Annotated in this window: 16 protein-coding genes and 1 pseudogene; 7 read left to right on the plus strand and 10 right to left on the minus strand. The window is 70.2% G+C overall.

All coding sequences use genetic code 11. The features are described 5' to 3' along the window. Positions 1 to 425, minus strand: a pseudogene (locus ACN6LB_RS25260) (hypothetical protein); the annotation flags it as partial. A gap of 901 nt (positions 426 to 1,326) precedes the next feature. On the opposite strand from ACN6LB_RS25260, the gene ACN6LB_RS25265 reads away from it, so the two are divergent. Then, positions 1,327 to 2,685 (plus strand): cytochrome P450, encoded by a 1,359-nt coding sequence (locus ACN6LB_RS25265; protein ID WP_445027911.1) that lies wholly within the window; start codon positions 1,327 to 1,329, stop codon positions 2,683 to 2,685. Here the strand turns inward: ACN6LB_RS25265 and ACN6LB_RS25270 are convergent. From ACN6LB_RS25270 to ACN6LB_RS25285, 4 genes are all read right to left on the minus strand, one after another. Beyond that, on the minus strand, positions 2,624 to 2,995 hold the full coding sequence (locus ACN6LB_RS25270) for a transposase (protein WP_445027912.1): 372 nt from the start codon (positions 2,993 to 2,995) through the stop codon (positions 2,624 to 2,626). The genes ACN6LB_RS25265 and ACN6LB_RS25270 overlap by 62 nt on opposite strands. A gap of 257 nt (positions 2,996 to 3,252) precedes the next feature. Next, positions 3,253 to 4,983: a hypothetical protein gene (locus ACN6LB_RS25275; RefSeq protein ID WP_445027913.1), complete on the minus strand. Its 1,731-nt coding sequence runs from the start codon at positions 4,981 to 4,983 to the stop codon at positions 3,253 to 3,255. 489 nt (positions 4,984 to 5,472) lie between these two features. Beyond that, positions 5,473 to 7,107, minus strand: a complete 1,635-nt coding sequence (locus ACN6LB_RS25280) for an amidohydrolase (protein ID WP_445027914.1) — start codon at positions 7,105 to 7,107, stop codon at positions 5,473 to 5,475. 11 nt (positions 7,108 to 7,118) lie between these two features. Next, positions 7,119 to 8,612 (minus strand): APC family permease, encoded by a 1,494-nt coding sequence (locus tag ACN6LB_RS25285; RefSeq protein WP_445027915.1) that lies wholly within the window; start codon positions 8,610 to 8,612, stop codon positions 7,119 to 7,121. 133 nt (positions 8,613 to 8,745) lie between these two features. On the opposite strand from ACN6LB_RS25285, the gene ACN6LB_RS25290 reads away from it, so the two are divergent. The 3 genes from ACN6LB_RS25290 (at position 8,746) to ACN6LB_RS25300 (ending at position 10,474) form a co-directional block, all read left to right on the plus strand. Next, positions 8,746 to 9,504, plus strand: coding sequence for a TetR/AcrR family transcriptional regulator (locus tag ACN6LB_RS25290; RefSeq protein ID WP_445027916.1), 759 nt, complete (start codon positions 8,746 to 8,748; stop codon positions 9,502 to 9,504). A 39-nt stretch (positions 9,505 to 9,543) separates the two neighbouring features. Continuing rightward, positions 9,544 to 10,005: a pyridoxamine 5'-phosphate oxidase family protein gene (locus ACN6LB_RS25295; RefSeq protein WP_356140672.1), complete on the plus strand. Its 462-nt coding sequence runs from the start codon at positions 9,544 to 9,546 to the stop codon at positions 10,003 to 10,005. A 76-nt stretch (positions 10,006 to 10,081) separates the two neighbouring features. Then, a complete protein-coding gene (locus tag ACN6LB_RS25300) occupies positions 10,082 to 10,474 on the plus strand; it encodes a VOC family protein (RefSeq protein WP_356140670.1) in 393 nt (130 codons plus the stop codon). Positions 10,475 to 10,561: 87 nt separating this feature from the next. Here the strand turns inward: ACN6LB_RS25300 and ACN6LB_RS25305 are convergent, their stop codons facing one another. Both ACN6LB_RS25305 and ACN6LB_RS25310 read right to left on the minus strand, forming a co-directional pair. Beyond that, positions 10,562 to 10,864: a DUF4235 domain-containing protein gene (locus ACN6LB_RS25305; protein ID WP_445027917.1), complete on the minus strand. Its 303-nt coding sequence runs from the start codon at positions 10,862 to 10,864 to the stop codon at positions 10,562 to 10,564. 17 nt (positions 10,865 to 10,881) lie between these two features. Next, positions 10,882 to 11,898 carry a glutathione S-transferase family protein gene (locus tag ACN6LB_RS25310; RefSeq protein WP_445027918.1) on the minus strand — a complete coding sequence of 339 codons (1,017 nt, stop codon included), beginning with the start codon at positions 11,896 to 11,898 and terminating at the stop codon, positions 10,882 to 10,884. 115 nt (positions 11,899 to 12,013) lie between these two features. On the opposite strand from ACN6LB_RS25310, the gene ACN6LB_RS25315 reads away from it, so the two are divergent. Further along, on the plus strand, positions 12,014 to 13,033 hold the full coding sequence (locus ACN6LB_RS25315; RefSeq protein WP_445027919.1) for a cation diffusion facilitator family transporter: 1,020 nt from the start codon (positions 12,014 to 12,016) through the stop codon (positions 13,031 to 13,033). Between the two features lie 246 nt (positions 13,034 to 13,279). Here the strand turns inward: ACN6LB_RS25315 and ACN6LB_RS25320 are convergent, their stop codons facing one another. The 3 genes from ACN6LB_RS25320 to ACN6LB_RS25330 all read right to left on the minus strand — a co-directional run bounded on the left by ACN6LB_RS25320 (position 13,280) and on the right by ACN6LB_RS25330 (position 15,082). Further along, entirely contained in the window at positions 13,280 to 13,747 is a 468-nt protein-coding gene (locus ACN6LB_RS25320) for a nitroreductase family deazaflavin-dependent oxidoreductase (protein WP_356136207.1), read from the minus strand. Positions 13,748 to 13,864: 117 nt separating this feature from the next. Next, entirely contained in the window at positions 13,865 to 14,326 is a 462-nt protein-coding gene (locus tag ACN6LB_RS25325) for a carboxymuconolactone decarboxylase family protein (protein WP_356136205.1), read from the minus strand. Between the two features lie 123 nt (positions 14,327 to 14,449). Next, on the minus strand, positions 14,450 to 15,082 hold the full coding sequence (locus ACN6LB_RS25330) for a LysE/ArgO family amino acid transporter (protein WP_445027920.1): 633 nt from the start codon (positions 15,080 to 15,082) through the stop codon (positions 14,450 to 14,452). Positions 15,083 to 15,497: 415 nt separating this feature from the next. On the opposite strand from ACN6LB_RS25330, the gene ACN6LB_RS25335 reads away from it, so the two are divergent. Next, on the plus strand, positions 15,498 to 16,685 hold the full coding sequence (locus ACN6LB_RS25335) for a cytochrome P450 (protein WP_445027921.1): 1,188 nt from the start codon (positions 15,498 to 15,500) through the stop codon (positions 16,683 to 16,685). A 13-nt stretch (positions 16,686 to 16,698) separates the two neighbouring features. Continuing rightward, positions 16,699 to 16,902: a ferredoxin gene (locus ACN6LB_RS25340; protein ID WP_445027922.1), complete on the plus strand. Its 204-nt coding sequence runs from the start codon at positions 16,699 to 16,701 to the stop codon at positions 16,900 to 16,902. Positions 16,903 to 16,922 lie beyond the last annotated feature (20 nt).

Here is a 16,922-nt window from a genome sequence, read left to right on the forward strand (position 1 = left end):
TCGCCCTCGACGGCCGTGGGTCGGTATCCCGTGGCGTTCCAGAGGAAATGCGGGTGGGCGCAGCCGAACATGTAGGCGAGCAGCGCGGTGTCCTCCCTCGCGGTTTGCGGGTCGTACAGGGCGTAGAACTGTTCACTTCCGACTGCGCCGGCGTCTTGTTGGACCTGACGAGCGCGCTCCGGGGACGGTGCGTGGCTGGATGCCTCCACGGCGGCGATGTAGGTGCGGCGCAGGATCTCCCAAGTGCTGTCGATGTTGCCGTGCCAGGGGCCGTGGAGTGCTTCGAAGGCGTGGAGCTCGGCGTCGAAGAGGGGCCAGGTCTCAGGGTGTTCGGCTCGGCAGCGCCCGGACAGCTCTTCGGTCGCACCCTGGAGCGGCACATCGCCGTACTGCGCGAACTCGGTCTCCTCGTCTGAGCTGTCCACGGCACCCGGACCAACACCCGCCCCGCCGGAAGCCGCGAGTGGGCCGGTACTGCCACCATCTACGCCGTAGTCGCCGGGCAACGCGGTCGGACACCGGATCAGCGGCCGCGGCTACCATGCAAGGCGCATCGGATTCACCGAGTACGGACGCGAGTTGGCCATCGCAGACGCCCGGCGCCGCGCCCAACCCGTACAGCGTCGTGACGCCCCTTCCTGTAACACCAACCCCCCACGACATACGGCTGAGGTAGAACGGAAGAAGAACAACACCTGCGCACCCAGGCCCGGCCGCGCGCGGACCCGTCGTCACCCGCAGGTACCGGAGCCCTACCGGGTCGGCCCCCGCACAGGCCGTCCACGCGGTAGCCGTTGCTGCCTTCATCCGCCCCCGGGTGCCCTGGACCCCGGCCGAGGGCCTGCGCCGGCTCGCTTTCGCCCTGCGACCGTTGACCTTGCAGGCTTCCGCAACCGGCGCTGGAACCCCCTGGACCGGCTTCCCGATGGCCTGTTCGTCCCGAGCGCGCAGTGCCTCACTGCCGCCTGGCTCCCCGATCTCCCATCGACCCCCACACGCGGGCTTCTCTCCCACCTGATCCAAGGGCATACGGGTCATTGCCAGACCGTCAAGATCCCCGCTGCAAGGACGACCTGGCCCAGTCCTCGCAGCCTTCAGCCGCCGTGCGTGAGCAAGGCCTCTCCCGCGGTCAGGCCGCGGTGCGCCAAGCTCCCTCCAGTCCGCTGGTCGTCGTAGTTCGCTGGGGTGACCGCACTGATGCCCAATGTCGCAGGTGGCCAACCAGCTTGTCCCACGTGGCGCAGGACACGTTCATGACAGGATTGCACTGGAGAAGGTTCAGGGAAGTCATAGGGGCGCCCATGAATGCCGTGAAGGGAATGACCCGTGACGTCCACTGCGCCTCCCCCTATACCCCGAGCCGCAGGATCCTTTCCGCTCATCGGCCACGCGCTGAAGATGGTGCGCGACAACCTCGGCTTCATCGACTCGCTGCGCGATACGCGGGAACCACTCGTCGAGATCGTCCTGCAACCCGGGACGCGCACGATCATTGTCCAGGACCCGGCTCTGATCCATCAGATGCTCAGGGGCCTGGGACCCAGCCTCGACAAGGGCCGGCTCTACGACAAGCTGGGCCAGCTGCTGGGCGACAGCGTCGTCACCGCCACCGGCCGCGACCACGTACGCAGACGCCGCCAGCTTCAACCCGCCTTCGCCCACACCGAGATCAGCCGGTACGTCGACCTCATGCGCGCCGAGGTAACGGCCACCGTCGCCGCCTGGGAGCGCGGGCGGCCCCTCGACGTACACGAGGCGATGGTCGGGCTCAGTCTCGACATGCTGGCCAAGACGGTGCTCGCCGGCAGCCTCGACGACGCCGTCTTCCGCCAGCTGCGCAGCGACGTGTCGGTGGTGATGAGCGGTGTCGGTCTGCGGATCATGCTGCCCGACTGGGCCGAGCGCCTGCCGCTGCCCTTCAACCGCCGCTTCGACCAGGCCCGGGACAGGGTGCGCGCCACCATCAACACCGCGGTCGACGAACTGCATGCCTCCGGGCACGACACCGGGGACATGCTCTCCATGCTGCTGCGCGCCATCGACGAGGAGACCGGCGAGCCGCTGACCGGGGATCAGATCTGCTCCGAGATCTTCCTCCTGGCCGTGGCGGGCACCGAGACGACCGCGACCTTGCTGTCCTGGACCCTGTACGAGCTCGCCCGCAACCCCAGCATCGAGGCCCAGGTCCTGGCCGAGCTGGACGAGGTCCTTGGCGAACGGCCGGTCGCCTTCGACGACGTGATCCGGCTGCCGTACCTGAACCGGGTGATCACCGAGACCCTGCGGCTGCACCACCCCGGCTGGCTCGTCACCCGCCGCACCACCGAGGAGACCCGGCTCGGCGAGTGGACGCTGCCCGCGGGCACCGAACTGGCCTACTGCCAGCACGCCCTGCACCGCGACCCCGAGCGTTTCCCCGACCCGCTCACCTTCGACCCGGATCGGTGGACCGACGCCGCTCAGGAGCCTCCGCCGGGCGCGTTCGTGCCCTTCGGGGACGGCAAGCACAAGTGCATGGGCGACCGTTTTTCCCTCACCGAGATGGTCGTGGCGCTCGCGACGACGCTGCGTTCGGTACGGCTGGAACTCGCCGAGGGCCAGGTCATCCGTCAGGTCGCCCGGCTCACCGTACGGCCGCGCGCCCTGCGGATGACCGTCCGCCCCCGAGCCGGGGTCGGCTTCTAGCCCGGCGGCGGGTTCTGGCGGTGCCGGTCGTCCGGTCGGAGATCCGGGTGACGTTGCAGGCCAACGTGGTGAGGACGTGTTGGACGTGAATTCTCACGAGTCCTCGGTAGCGGGAGCGGCGCAGGCCGTGGGTGCGGACGTTCTGCGAGAGGGTGGCCTCGCTACCGGCGCGGATCATGTAACGGCGCTGCCAGTGCTCGGTGGGCTGGTGGAGCCGGTTGTGCATCTGGATCTCGAGCGGCGGTCGGGGCAGTACGGCGATCGAGCGGGGGCCGTTGGCTGACGCGGTGCGCGCTCCCTGGGAGTACACGGTCACCATTGTGCATCCCCTGCTGCCGGCCGTGCGTGCCCTGAGGGCGAGGACGCAGCCCGCGCACCGTGCCGCCGAGCCAGGCGAGGACTGCACCGCTGGGCGCCCGTCGCCTTCTCGACCTGAACCGGCCCCGTGGTATGTCCGGAAGTCGCATCGCTCCACCCCGGTTGGATCGGGCTGCGGAACCGGTCCGAGGTCGGTGGTGGGGACGGCCCCACCACCATCTACCGGGTTTCTGGGGCGGGATTGAGGCGTCAGCCGTCGAGCCAGTCGCCCTCGACGGCCGTGGGTCGGTATCCCGTGGCGTTCCAGAGGAAATGCGGGTGGGCGCAGCCGAACATGTAGGCGAGCAGCGCGGTGTCCTCCCTCCCGGTTTCCGCGTCGTACAGGGCGTAGAACTGTTCACTTCCGACTGCGCCGGCGTCTTGTTGGACCTGACGAGCGCGCTCCGGGGACGGTGCGTGGCTGGATGCCTGCACGGCGGCGATGTAGGTGCGGCGAAGGATCTCCCAAGTGCTGTCGATGTTGCCGTGCCAGGGGCCGTGGAGTGCTTCGAAGGCGTGGAGCTCGGCGTCGAAGAGGGGCCATGTCTCGGGGTGTTCCGTTCGGCAGCGTTCGGACAGTTCGGCGGTCCGGGTGCTCAGGGCCGGCGCGGTGGGCCGCGGGGCGAAGGTGAGGGTGGTGCCGTCGGTGAGGATGCCGGTGCATGGGTTGGGCTGCAGGTCGCACAGCGGGCAGTCCTCGGCCGGGGGGAGGCCGTCGGTGATGCCGTCGAACCACAGGGCGTGGCGGCCCGTCAGGCCCAACCAGACGACGGTGCTGGGCATCAGCCAGGTGTTCCACATGGGGGGATGCGCTTCGGGCATGCAGCCGTACTTGACGCTGGCGATGGCGCAGGCGGCGTAGAGGGCCTTGGTGTGGGTGGGTATGTCGGCGAGCCAGAAGTTGCTGATCTCGCCGGTGAGGGCGTCGGCTCGGACGTCGGTCATGTCGTCGATGACGCGGCACAGCAGCAGGGAGGCGAGGTGTTCTTCCTGCCAGAGTTCGGTGTCGGGTGAGACGTGCCAGAACAGGCAGTCCAGCATCTGCAGGAGTGAGTAGGCGCTCTGGCTCAGTGGGTTGGTCTGAGGGAGCGAGACGTTGCCCGCGTGGTGCTGCTGGAGCCAGTACTCGTCGACGGATCGCTTGTGGGCTGCGAAAAGCCCGCAGACCAGGGCCCTGGCGGTGTTGGTGCTGAAACTCTCGGCCAAACGGCCTTCGATGAGCTGGGTGAGGCGCGCGGTGTCGATGGTGTCGATCACGCGTTTGTATTCGTGGAAGAGGAGAATGTCGTCCTCGAACGAGTCCCGGAGGCCAAGATCTCGATCGAAGTCGTTCAGTTGCCGGGCGTAGGTCCATCCACCGGTCAGGACGCTGTCGAGTTCCTCGCGGTACGGCCAGGTCTTGACGGTGAGGGGACGGCCGGCGCTCTGCCGCCAGTCGTAGTCGTCCAGCGTGCGTGCGGGGGGCGTGGGCAACCGACGGCACAGCGGGCAGGCGCAGCCGGTTGTCGCCTCCTCCTCGTGCGGCGGGGCGAGGGCCCGGCTCCGCCAGGCCCCTTCCAGCATCGTGCAGGTCAGTCGGCATATCTCGATATCGGTGCTGACCTCGGGGAAGGCTGCCTCGATGACGCGCAGGCCGGCGTCGAGGTGCCTCAGCCTGGCGTATCCCTCCTCATCGGGCGGGAGGAACGCGGGCTGCGCCAGACGGACGGCGCCCTCCACATGCAGCGAGGTGCCGGCGCCCGGGGATCCGAGTGCGTTCAACCGCTGCTGAGCGGCGTTCTGGAACCTTCGGTGCTCCTGCGTAGTCCCATGGACGCGTTCCATGAAGAGGCGGGCCAGGGCGCTCCCCGCCGCCGTGGGCTGGACCTGGGCGCTTGGCTGCGCCGGGATCAAGCCGTCGGCGGACGCCTTCGAAACAGCATCTACGACTCGAGATTTCACGCCGGTCTCCCAACAAGCTGTGGTCATGACAACGGAGCGATCGGCCGTGGGTGCTGGCCGGTCGCGTCTTGAAGCCGAGAAAGTGGTGCGGATCGCCTATCTGACCTGCGAGGACGAACAGCCCCGGGCCCGCTCGGTTCTCGAGCGCGGCGAGCCGCTCGTCCATGCCGGATTCATGCTCTCCGGCTCAGCTGTGTTGATCAGGAAGCGCTCGGCCTGTCAGGCGAGGGCCAGGGAGATTCCGGGTGTGCTCCAGATGTCTGCTGACGGGCATGTCGAGGGGGAGGCCGAACGTGACGTCCTGAGGCATGCGCTTCCTTCCGGGAGACGGCGAAACGGAATCCCCCCGCCCTGCGAACGGGTGGCCGACATGGCCACCCGTGCACTCGAACTCAGCTTCTACGGCCGAAGATTGAACCGTGAAGCGCTACGAGCCTGCCCAGAGTGTAAATGATCTACGCGTGACCTCACCGTGATGTCCGTTACTGCCTACGCCTCTTGAGCTGCGTATACTCGCGCGCCCCCCACATACGTCTGCGCGACCCGCGTGTCGCCGATCGCCTCAGCCGCCCCGTCGAACGGATCACGGTCGAGCACCACGAGATCGGCCAGTGCGCCGGCCCGTACCTCGCCCGTGTCGTCGAGGTGGTTCACATACGCCGAGCCCGCCGTGTACGCGGCCAACGCCTCGGCGAGTCCTATGCGTTCGGTTGGCAGGAACACCGGCGTGTCGCCGGCGTCGGGGGCGACACGGTTGACCGCGACATGGATGCCCTGCAGCGGATCGGGACTGCTCACCGGCCAGTCGCTGCCCGCCGCGAGCCGGGCTCCGGAGCGCAGCAGCGCACCGAACGGGTACTGCCACGCGGCCCGTTCCGGCCCCAGGAAAGGGATGGTCAGCTCGTCCATCTGCGGTTCGTGCGCCGCCCACAGCGGCTGGATGTTCGCGGTGGCGCCGAGCCGGGCGAAACGCGGCACGTCCGCGGGGTGCACCACCTGCAGATGCGCCAGGTGGGGCCGCGTGTCGCTCGGCCCGTTCGCCGCCCGCGCGGCCTCGATCGCGTCCAGCGCGTCGCGTACGGCACGGTCGCCCAGGGCGTGGAAGTGGCACTGGAAGCCCAGAGCGTCCAACTCGGTGACGTACTTGGGAAGTTGATCGGCGTCGAGGAAGCTGGTGCCCAGGTTGGCGGTGGCGCAGCCGCACCTGTCCAGGTAGGGGTCGAGCAGCGCGGCGGTCCCGGTCTCGGCCACCCCGTCCAGCATCAGCTTCACGCTGCTCGCGCGAAACCGGCCATGGCTCGACGCGGCCCTGCGCTCCACCAGTTCGGGGATCTGCTCGGAACCGCGCTCACGGTCCCACCACAGCGCGCCGACGACACGCGCGGTGAGTGAGCCGTCCCGGGCAGCTGTCAGATACGCCCCCGACGGGTCCTCCATGCCGAGGAAGTCCCCGACGAGCGCGTCCTGCCATGCGGTGATGCCGAGTGCGTGGAGCCGGCTCTGGGCATGCAGCAGGGCCGCCAGCCGGTCGGCCGGCGTGGCCGGCGGCGTGAGCCGGCCCACGAGCTGCATCGCCCCCTCCTGCAGCGAGCCGCTCGGCTCACCCGAGGCGTCCCGGTCGATCCGCCCGTCGGCCGGGTCGGGCGTGTCGCGTGTGATGCCGGCGAGCGCGAGGGCCCTGCTGTTGACCCAGGCGCCGTGATGGTCGCGATTGGGCAGATACACCGGCCGGTCGGGTACGACCGCGTCCAGCAGCTCCTTGGTCGGCGTACCGCCCTCGAAGGCCTCCATGGACCAGCCGCCCCCCGTGATCCACTCCCGGTCGGGGTGGGTGTCGGCGTAGGTGCGGACGGCGGCGAGGGTCTCCTCGGCGGTCCTGGTGCCGGTCAGGTCGCACTGGGTGAGTTCGAGACCGGCCGGGAGCGGATGGACGTGCGCGTCCTGGAACCCGGGCAGCAGGAGCCGCCCGGCGAGGTCGACGACCTCGGTCCGCGGCCCCCTCAGTTCCAGGACCTCGGCGCCGCCGACGGCGGTGATCCGCTCGCCGGTGACCGCGACGGTCGTCGCGGTGCGGCCGTCGAGGGTGAGGACGGGTCCGCCGGTGAAGAGAAGGTCGGCGTGCATGTGGGGTGTCCTTAGCTGAGAGTGGTCAACAACTGCGGTGCGTCGGCGTCCGTGCCGCGGCCGGTGCGGAAGTACGGCGACTTGCGCACCCACTTGGCCCATGCGGCGGCCAGGAAGCCGGAGGCGATCATCGCGGCGGGGGTGAGCAGCAGGAACCACCCGTTGTCCGCGCTGACTTCGAAGTGGTCGGCGGAGGTGTAGAAGGACCAGCAGAGGTAGCCGCCGAGTCCGAGCAGAGCCGCGGCGCTCAGCGCGGGCAGCACCACCGCCCGGACCCCCTGCCGCCAGTCCTCACGCAGCAGTCCCCGGAAGCGTGCCGCCGCCGCGAGCGCGGTGAGCGCGTAGCAGAGGGCCACCACGATCCCGACCGCGTTGACCGTCGCCATGATCATGTCGGCCAGTCGGGGGATCACCAGGGCGAGCGCGGCCACCGCCGACGCCAGAGCGCCGATCAGCAGCGTCCCGGCCGCCGGAGTCCCGTACCGGGCACTGACCTTGGACCACACGGGCCCGAGCGTACGGTCCCGGCTCATCGCGAACATCCCGCGTGCCGTGGGGATCACGCCCGCCTGGAGCGAGGCGACGGCCGAGAACATCAGGGCCACCAGCGGCAGCGCGGCCAGCGGCTGCGAGGCGAGCCGGTCGCCGAAGAACGCCAGCCCCTGTGCGCCGTGCCCGGCCAACTCCTGCTCGGACAGCACTCGTTGGAAGGCGACCGAACCGAGCAGGAACAGGCCCAGCATCGTCACCAGCGTGATGACGCCTGCGCGAGAGGCGTCCCGTGGATCACGCACCTCCTCGTTCACGGTGAACGCCGCCTCGAAGCCCCAGTAGCAGAAGACCGACAGCAGCAGCCCCTGGGCGAGAGCCGACGCCGACGGGATCGCGAAGGGGTCGAACCAGCTCAGCCTGAAGGGGTGCGGTCCGGCGACGATGCCGTAGCCGCAGAAGCCCAGCAGTACGAGGTACTCGAAGACCAGCAACCCGCTCTGCAGCCGCGCGGCCGTCTTGATCCCGGTCACCGCGGTGAGCGTCACGCCGACGAGGACCACCATGCCCACGGCCGTGGTCTGGGCGGTGGAGCCGGGGTCCAGCGCCAGACCCGCAACCCTGTGCAGGTGCGCCTCACCGGCGAGTTGGAGCACCGCCGACCCGGTCACGGCCGTGGTGTACGCGAGGAACGCCACCGTGGCGACGATGTTCACCCAGCCGACCAGGAATCCCAGCCAGGGAGTGAGTGAACGCCCCACCCACACATAGCCGTTGCCCGCGTTCGGCTCGACGCGGTTCAGCCGGGTGTAGGCGCCCGCGATCCCGAGGATCGGCAGGAAGGCCAGCAGCATGATGGCCGGCAGATGCAGCCCGACCACCCCGGCGGTGACACCGAGCCCGATGCCGATGCTCGTGGTCGCCGCCGTGCTGGAGGCGGCGATGGCGACGCCGTCCACGACGCCGAGGGACTTGCGCAGCGACGGGGGATCCTCACCGTACGGCTTCTGCGTCATGGCCTGCTCCGATCGCACCCGGGGGCCCGACACGGGCCCGATGACCGGAAATGAAACTGCTCAGGTACTTAACACGTCAACGCTGTTGTCATAAGGTGCCGGGCACGGCGACTGCCGGACAAGGAGGAAGCCGATGAACGAGCGAGTGGTCCCTCCGGAGGCCCGACGGCGTCGCCGCCCCACCAAGACGGGCGTCGTCCTCTCCGAGGAGCTGATCGTCGAGACCGCGCTGCGGCTGCTCAAGGAGCACGGCGCGGAGGCTCTCACGGTCCGCCGCCTCGGCCTCGCCCTGGGCGCCGACCCCAGCGCCCTGTACCGGTACTTCCACGACACCGACGACCTGCTGCTCGCCATCGCCGACGAACTCATCGGCCGTACGCTGCGCACCTGGCGCCCCACCGGCGACTGGCGCGCGGACCTGCGGGACCTGGGCCTGCGGATGCACTCCGACGCACTCGCACACCCGCAGGCCGCCGTGCTCAGCGCCTACCGTGTGACGGGCCGGGTCCATGAGATCGCCGCGGTCGAGACGATCCTCGGCGTGCTGCGCCAAGCGGGCTTCCCGGACCCGGAGGCCGTACGGATCTACCACGCCTTCGTCGACCAGTCCCTCGCCTTCGCGGCCCTCGACGCGGCGAGCACCGCCCTGCCACGGCCCGCCCGCGAGGCCGAGGCAGCCGTCTGGCGGGCCACCTACGCACGACTGCCCGCCGGCACCCACCCGCACATCGCCGCGACGGCCCGCCACCTGGTGGCGGACATGCAGCACAGCGCCTATCCGACGGCCCTCGACATGCAGCTGACCGCGGCCGCGACCCGTCTCGCCGAGATCACGGCACACCGACAGGCCCGCCGCGACGCGCACGAGGACGCCCCGACGCCACTGCCGTAGACCGATTCCGCACGACAACCACCAGGAGACCGCTCACCGATGACCTCCACCGCCCGCACCCCGAAGCAACGCAAGCAGGACACGCTCGCCCGGCTGGAGAACGACGTCGACGCCTGGGTGTCGACGGCCGACGCCGACGGGGGAAACCCGTATCTGATCCCGCTCTCCTTTCACTGGGACGGCACGACCGTGCTGCTGGCCACCCCGGCCGCAAGCCCCACCGGAAGGAACCTGCGGGCGACCGGCAGGGTGCGGCTGGGCATCGGGCCCACCCGTGACGTGGTTCTGATCGAAGGCACCGTGCAGACGCTGGAACCGGCCGAGCTGCCGGCGGGAGTCGGCGACACGTTCGCGGCGAAGACCGAATTCGACCCGCGCCAACTCGCCACCCCCTACCTCTACTTCCGCGTCACACCCGAGCGCGTGCAGGCCTGGCGCGAGGCCGACGAACTGGTGGGCCGCGACCTCATGCGCGACGGCGAGTGGAGCGTGGCCGACTGATTCCATCAGGCGGGGTACCCGCACAGGCCAGGCGGTGGGTGGCTGCACCCGCGCCCCGGACCCGTACGGAGGAACCATGGGACTGGTAGTGAGGGGTGCCGTGCTGCTGGACTGCGCCGAACCCGAGAAACTCGCCGTCTTCTACAAGGAGTTGCTGGAGGGCGAGGAGACGCACGCGAGCGCCAACCGGGTGGAGATCAAGGGCGTCGACGGGATGCGGATGGCGTTTCGCAGGGACGTGAAGGCGACGCCCCCGAGCTGGCCCCGCCCCGAGAACTCCCTCCAGGCCCACCTGGACTTCGACGTGGCGGACATGGACGAGGCAGAACGCAAGATCATCGCCCTGGGCGGGCGCCCCCTGGACACCAAGGACGCCGGGGCCCCGTTCGAGGAGCGGGGCTACGCCGACCCGGCCGGACACTCCTTCACGCTGCGCAGCGTCCGGTCCACGGCGCCCAAGCAGGGCTGAACGCGCGACCGGCCGCGCGACCCCGCGCGGCCGGTCCCTCGACGGCCGGTCCTCCCGTACTCAGTCCCCGCCGCGGTCCTCCCGTACTCAGTCCCTGCCGCCCGAGTCGGAGGTCGGCCACACACCCGTCGACCGCTCGATGGCCTTCGCGCCCGTGCGGTCCACCGCACTGCGCACGACCGCGAAGATGGCGCCCTGGACGGCGGCGGCGATCAGGATCTCGCCCCAGCCGCGATCCCTGTCCAGCGCGTCGGGCGCGTCATCCTCGTGCCGCAGGGCCTTCCACGTCTTCCGGAACGCCAGCCCGGCCAGGGATCCGCTCGCCCAGCCCAGCACGAAGCCCACGGGCTTGTAGGCGAGGGGGAGCTTCTTCTTCTTGTTCTTTGCCACCTGAGTCTCCTTTGCGGTCAGGGACGTCCCGGGGCCGGGACTTCCTCGTGCTCGGGCACCGGCCCCGGCGGTGTCCCCTCGCCGAACGGCCTGCCGCCGAGCTCCTCGCGGTGATGAGGCACCGACCAGCCGGAGAGATCCGGGCCGAGGGGGACGATGCCGGTCGGGTTGATCCCGGTGTGGACCTGGTAGTAGTGCCGCTTGATGTGGTCGAAGTCGACGGTGTCACCGAAGCCGGGGGTCTGGTAGAGGTCGCGGACGTACGCCCACAGCACCGCGTTCTCCGTCAGCTTTCGGCGGTTGCACTTGAAGTGCCCGTGGTAGACGGCGTCGAAGCGGACGAGCGTGGTGAACAGCCGGATGTCCGCCTCGGTGATGCTGTCGCCCACCAGATAGCGCCGGGTGGCGAGCCGCTCCGACAACAGGTCCAGTCGCCGGAAGACCCCCTCGCAGGCCTTCTCGTACTCCCCCTGGTCCGTCGCGAAGCCCGTCCGGTACACGCCGTTGTTCACGTCCTCGTAGACCTCCGCCATGACCTGGTCGATCTCGTCGCGCAGCGGCGCCGGGTACAGGTCGGGCGCCCCGTCGCGGTGCAGGGCGGTCCACTCGGTGGCGAAGTCGAGAGTGATCTGCTGGTAGTCGTTGGTGACCAGCTTGCCGCTCGGCACGTCCACCAGCGCGGGCACGCTCACTCCGCCGGGGTGAGCCCGCTCCCTGGCCTCGTACGCCTCGCTGAGGAAGCGAATCCCGAGCACGGGGTCGCGACCGTTCGGATCGAGGGTGAAACGCCAGCTGCGGTCGTCCTGGATCGGATCGGCGACCGCCAGTGACACGGCCTCCTCCAGGCCGAGCAGTCGCCGCGAGACCAGGGCGCGGCTCGCCCACGGACAGGCACGGCTGACGACCAGCCGGTAACGGCCCTCGGCCACCGGCCAGCCGTCCCGTCCGTCCGCCGTGACCCGGTCCGTGAAGTGGCTCTTGGACCGCTTGAACTGCTGCTTCCCGTACGCAGAGTTTCCCTCGCTCTCGCTCATGACGCCTCTCCTCACTGACGTGCCCGCCCTGCCGGAACACGTGTGCTCGCACCGGGTTCCCCGAATTCCGCCGTCGCCACGGAATGAGAAGGGCCGGCCTGGGCAACCGGCCGATGTGAAGCGGAAAACGTCGAACCGATCGGGCGGGTCGGAGGGTTCGGACCGCAAGACGCGGATCACCGTGCTGGTCGCCCTGGGCGCCAACCTCCTCATCGCCGTGGCCAAGGCCGTGGGCGGTCTGATCTCGGGCTCGCCCGCCCTGCTCTCGGAGGCGGCGCACTCCGTGGCGGACAGCCTGAACGAGGTCTTCCTTCTCGCGGCCCTGCGCCGCAGCCGCCGCCCCGCAGACCGCCGCCACCCCTTCGGCTACGGCAAGGAGCGCTTCTTCTGGTCGCTCCTCGCGGCTGTCGGAATCTTCGTGATGGGCGGCTGCTTCTCCTTCTTCCAGGGCTTCGAGGCCCTGAGGAACGGCGCCGAGGAGTCCTTCGGCGGCTATGTGACCGGCCTCGTGGTGCTGGGTCTGGCCCTGCTCTTCGAGGGGGCGTCGCTGCTGCGGGCGCTCCATCAGGTACGGGGGCAGGGGGGAGCGGGCGGACTGCGTGATCCCGCGCTGCGCACGGTCGTCGCCGAGGACGGCACCGCGGTGATCGGCGTCACCCTCGCGCTCGTCGGCATGGCGCTCCACATGGTGACCGGCCAGGTCGTGTGGGAGGCGTCGGCCTCCATCGCCATCGGCGCGCTGCTCGTGTACGTGGCGTACTGGCTGGGCGGTGACGCGCGTGACCAGCTGATCGGCCAGGCCGCCGACGAGGGCCTGCGCAACAGGATCCGTGCCGTGCTCGACGCCCAGCCCGAGATCGACAGCGTGGAGGCGCTGCTCACCATGCAGTTGGGCCTCGAATCGACGCTGGTGGCCGCCCGGATCGACCTCGCACCCGGACTGGACAGCGAACACGTCGAGGAGGTCGCCATCCGCATCAAACGCTCCGTCGCCCGCACCGTCCCCGAGGCCGACCAGGTCTTCCTCGACGTGACCGACGCCCGCACGGCACGCGAGGCGGTCCGACAGGGCCCTGCCGGGCAGGCCGACGCAGAGGGAAGCCCCGCCGCGACGGGGGAGCGCGGCGGGGCCTGAGGCTCGGGTGCCCGGTCGGCGACGGTTCATGCGGGGCGATCCGGATGAATTTCGAACGGCTGCGAGAGCGCGCGTGAATCCGCCGCGCAAGGGTGCCTGTCACGGCGAGGCCTCGTGCCGGACTTCGTCCTCCGGCGGCTCGTGCCGGACTTCGTACGAGCAGTGGCCTGCACCGGCACGGGGTCCGGTGCAGGCCATCGGGCCGCGCCACTTGGGCGCGGCCCTCCCTGCATGCGTGGGCGCAGGTCAGCCGGTCGGCTCCAGGACGAAGACGGGGATCTCGCGGTCCGTCTTCTCCTGGTAGTCCGCGTACGGGGGATACGCCGCGACCGAGCGCTCCCACCACACGGCCTTCTCCTCGCCGGTGACCTCACGGGCCGTGAAGTCCTGGCGCTTGGGTCCGTCCTGGAGCTCCACCTGCGGATTGGCCACGATGTTGTGGTACCAGACCGGGTGCTTGGGCGCGCCACCCTGCGAGGCCACCACCGCGTAGCTGCCCTCGTGCTCCACGCGCATCAGCGGGGTCTTGCGGATCTTGCCGCTCCTGCCGCCCAGGGTCGTGAGGATGATGACGGGCAGGTCCGCGAGCTCCGGCGGCACAGGCATGACGCTGCCGAGCTTCAGTCCCTTGGTGCCGCCCGAACTCTCGTAGAGCTCCACCTGCTCACGTACCCACTGCGTCGGGCTGGGTTCGTACTCGCCCTCAAGAGGCATGTCTTTTGTCCCATCGTCGCGTTCGTACGAGTACCGATGTTGTTCCCCCGTCAGCATGCAACACCAGTACCCACGCGAATCATCCTCGCCCCTCCCCGCCGGCGGCCGTGGGCGCCGTCATCCCCAAGTGGCCCCGGCGGGCTCCTTGATCGTGGCGTTGAGACGGTTGAAGAAGTTCGTCGTCGCGATCCACAGGATCAGCGCGGCGAGTTGCTGCTCGTCGTAGTGGTCGGCGACCTCGTCCCACAGTTCGTCCGACACCGCGTCGCCGGTGCGGTCGCCCAGGCGGGTCATCTCCTCGGCCAGCGCGAGGGCCGCCCGCTCGGCGTCCGAGTAGTACGGCGCCTCGCGCCAGGCGGCGACCGACCACAGTCGCTCGTCGGTCAGGCCCGCCTTCTTCCCGCCCTTGCCTCCCGCGTCGACACAGGCGCTGCACCCGTTGATCTGGCTGGCGCGCAGGTGGACGAGTTCCAGGGTCTGCTGCGGGACACCGCCCTTGTAGGTGGCCTTGTAGAGCCCCTGGATGGCCTCCATCGCGCCGGGAAGGATCATCGCGGGGTTCTTCATCCGTGCCTGCATGTCGCTGTCTCCTCTGAGAAGGTCCCGGTGGCTGCCGCACTGTGCGGGCTGCCAATGCTCTGACCCATCCCGGCGGGGAAATGTGACAGGGCGGACGAGGAAAGTGCCGCGGACGGTTCGTGATCATGGCGGCGACAGCAGCATCCGTACCGCCAGCATCGTGATCACGGCGCTGGACGCGACCGCGGTCACCAGCCGCCCCCGGTGCCCGGTCAGGGCCCGGCCGAGCAGCGCCCCGCCCCCGGCGATCAGCAGTTGCCAGCTCGCGGACGCGGCGAAGGCGGCGAGGACGAACACCCCCTGCTCCAGCGGGCGCACCGCGTCCGCGCCGCGGCTGCCGAGGACCAGCGCGGTGAAGTAGATGACGGTGGTGGGGTTGAGGAGGGTGATGCCCAGCAGCGCCAGGTAGGCCCGTGCGGGGCGTGCCGGGTCCCGGCCGCTGCGGGCGGCGAGCTGCCGGTCGCGGTAGTGGCGGACGGCGGTCACCGCGCCCCGGACCGCCAGGGCGGCCAGCACCAGGGCGGAGGCCCAGCGCAGCGGGACCAGCACGGGTTGCAGTGCGGCGGCGAGCGCGGAGCCCCCGAGCGTGGCGATCAGGGCGTACAACCCGTCGGCGGTCGCGACGCCCAGTGCGGCGCACATGCCGATTCTCAGGGTCGTGCGAGCGGTGAGGGAGACGAGGTAGGTCGACACGGCTCCGACAGGCACGGCGATGCCGTAGCCCGCGAGGAGCCCCGCGACGAGCGCGGCGGTCATGACCGGGAAAGCGCGGGCCTCCGTGGGCGGCCGGGCTGCTGCTGGACCCGCGCCGGAACAGCGGTGGCGGAGGTCGGCGGCAGGAAGGCTTCGGTCGTGGTCATGGGCAGATCCTGCGGCGCCGGCAGTTGTCCGTGCAACCGAATAAGGAACGCGCCCGGACCCGGCCGGGTTCGGCCGTTCGGACGGCCCGGAAGCAACGAAAACCGGCGGGGGCGTGATGCGTTCACCGCCGGTGCGAACGACGGAGGTACCGCCGTTGCACGGTCTCCGGCATCGGGCACGGCCGTCCGCCGACGCGGTTCGGCCAGATCATGCGTCCGGTGGATGTGGCCGAACTTCGGGTGGTTCTGTTAGATGCCCTGGGCATCTAATGAAGATCGGCAAGAGGGAACCATCGCTTGCGAGGTCATTCATGACAGAACCCGTTGCCTTCCCCCAGGACCGCACGTGTCCCTACCACCCGCCCGCCGCCTACGACTCCCTGCGCGAGGAGCGTCCGCTGTCGCGGATCACCCTGTACGACGGCCGCGGTGTATGGGTGGTGACCGGGCACGGCGCCGCCCGTGAACTCCTCGCCGACCCGCGTCTGTCCTCCGACCGCACCCTCCCGGCGTTCCCGGCGACCACGGAGCGGTTCGAGGCGGCCCGCAGTCGCCGGATCGCGCTGCTCGGTGTCGACGACCCCGAGCACCACACCCAGCGCCGCATGCTGGTCCCGAACTTCACCCTCAAACGGATCTCGGCGCTGCGCCCGCGCATTCAGGAGACCGTCGACCGGCTCCTCGACGCCATGGAGGAGCAGGGCCCGCCCGCCGAGCTGGTGAGCGCCTTCGCGCTGCCCGTGCCCTCGATGGTGATCTGTGCCCTGCTCGGGGTCCCGTACGCCGACCACGACTTCTTCGAGGCGCAGTCGCGCCGGCTGCTGCGCGGCCCTGCTCCGGCCGACACCCAGGAGGCACGCGACCAACTGGACGCGTACTTCGGCGCGTTGATCGACCGCAAGGAGAAGGATCCCGGCGACGGGCTCCTCGACGACCTCATCCGGGAACAGCTGCGCGCGGGGGCGGTGGACCGCACGGAGCTGATCTCGCTGGCGACGATTCTGCTGGTCGCCGGTCACGAGACGACCGCGAACATGATCTCCCTCGGGACGTTCGCGCTGCTCAGGCATCCGCGGCGGCTGGCCGAACTGCGGGCCGACCCCGCGCTGATGCCCGCGGCCGTGGAGGAGCTGCTGCGCTTCCTCTCGATCGCCGACGGGCTGCTGCGCGTGGCCACCGAGGACATCGAGGTGGCCGGGACCACGATCCGGGCCGACGAGGGCGTCGTCTTCTCGACCTCCGTCATCAACCGCGACACGGCCACCTTCGCGGAGCCCGACGCTCTGGACTGGCACCGCTCGGCACGCCACCACGTCGCGTTCGGGTTCGGCGTCCACCAGTGTCTCGGCCAGAACCTCGCGCGCGCCGAGATGGAGATCGCGCTGCTGGCGTTGTTCCAGCGGCTGCCCGGACTGCGGCTCGCCGCACCGGTGGACGACATCCCCTTCAAACCGGGCGACACGATCCAGGGGATGCTGGAACTCCCCGTGACCTGGTGAGAGGCCCTGGACCATGACACTCCGCATCACCATCGACCAGGACGTCTGCATCGGCGCCGGCCAGTGCGCGCTCACCGCGCCCGGCGTCTTCACACAGGACGACGACGGCTTCAGCGAACTGCTGCCGGGCCGCGAGGACGGCGGCGGCGACCCGATGGTCCGCGAGTCGGCCCGGGCCTGCCCGGTCCAGGCGATCACCGTCACCGAGGCGCGGTAGCCGGGTTCGGGACGCCGCGC

The organism is Streptomyces sp. SAS_270, from assembly GCF_052543295.1.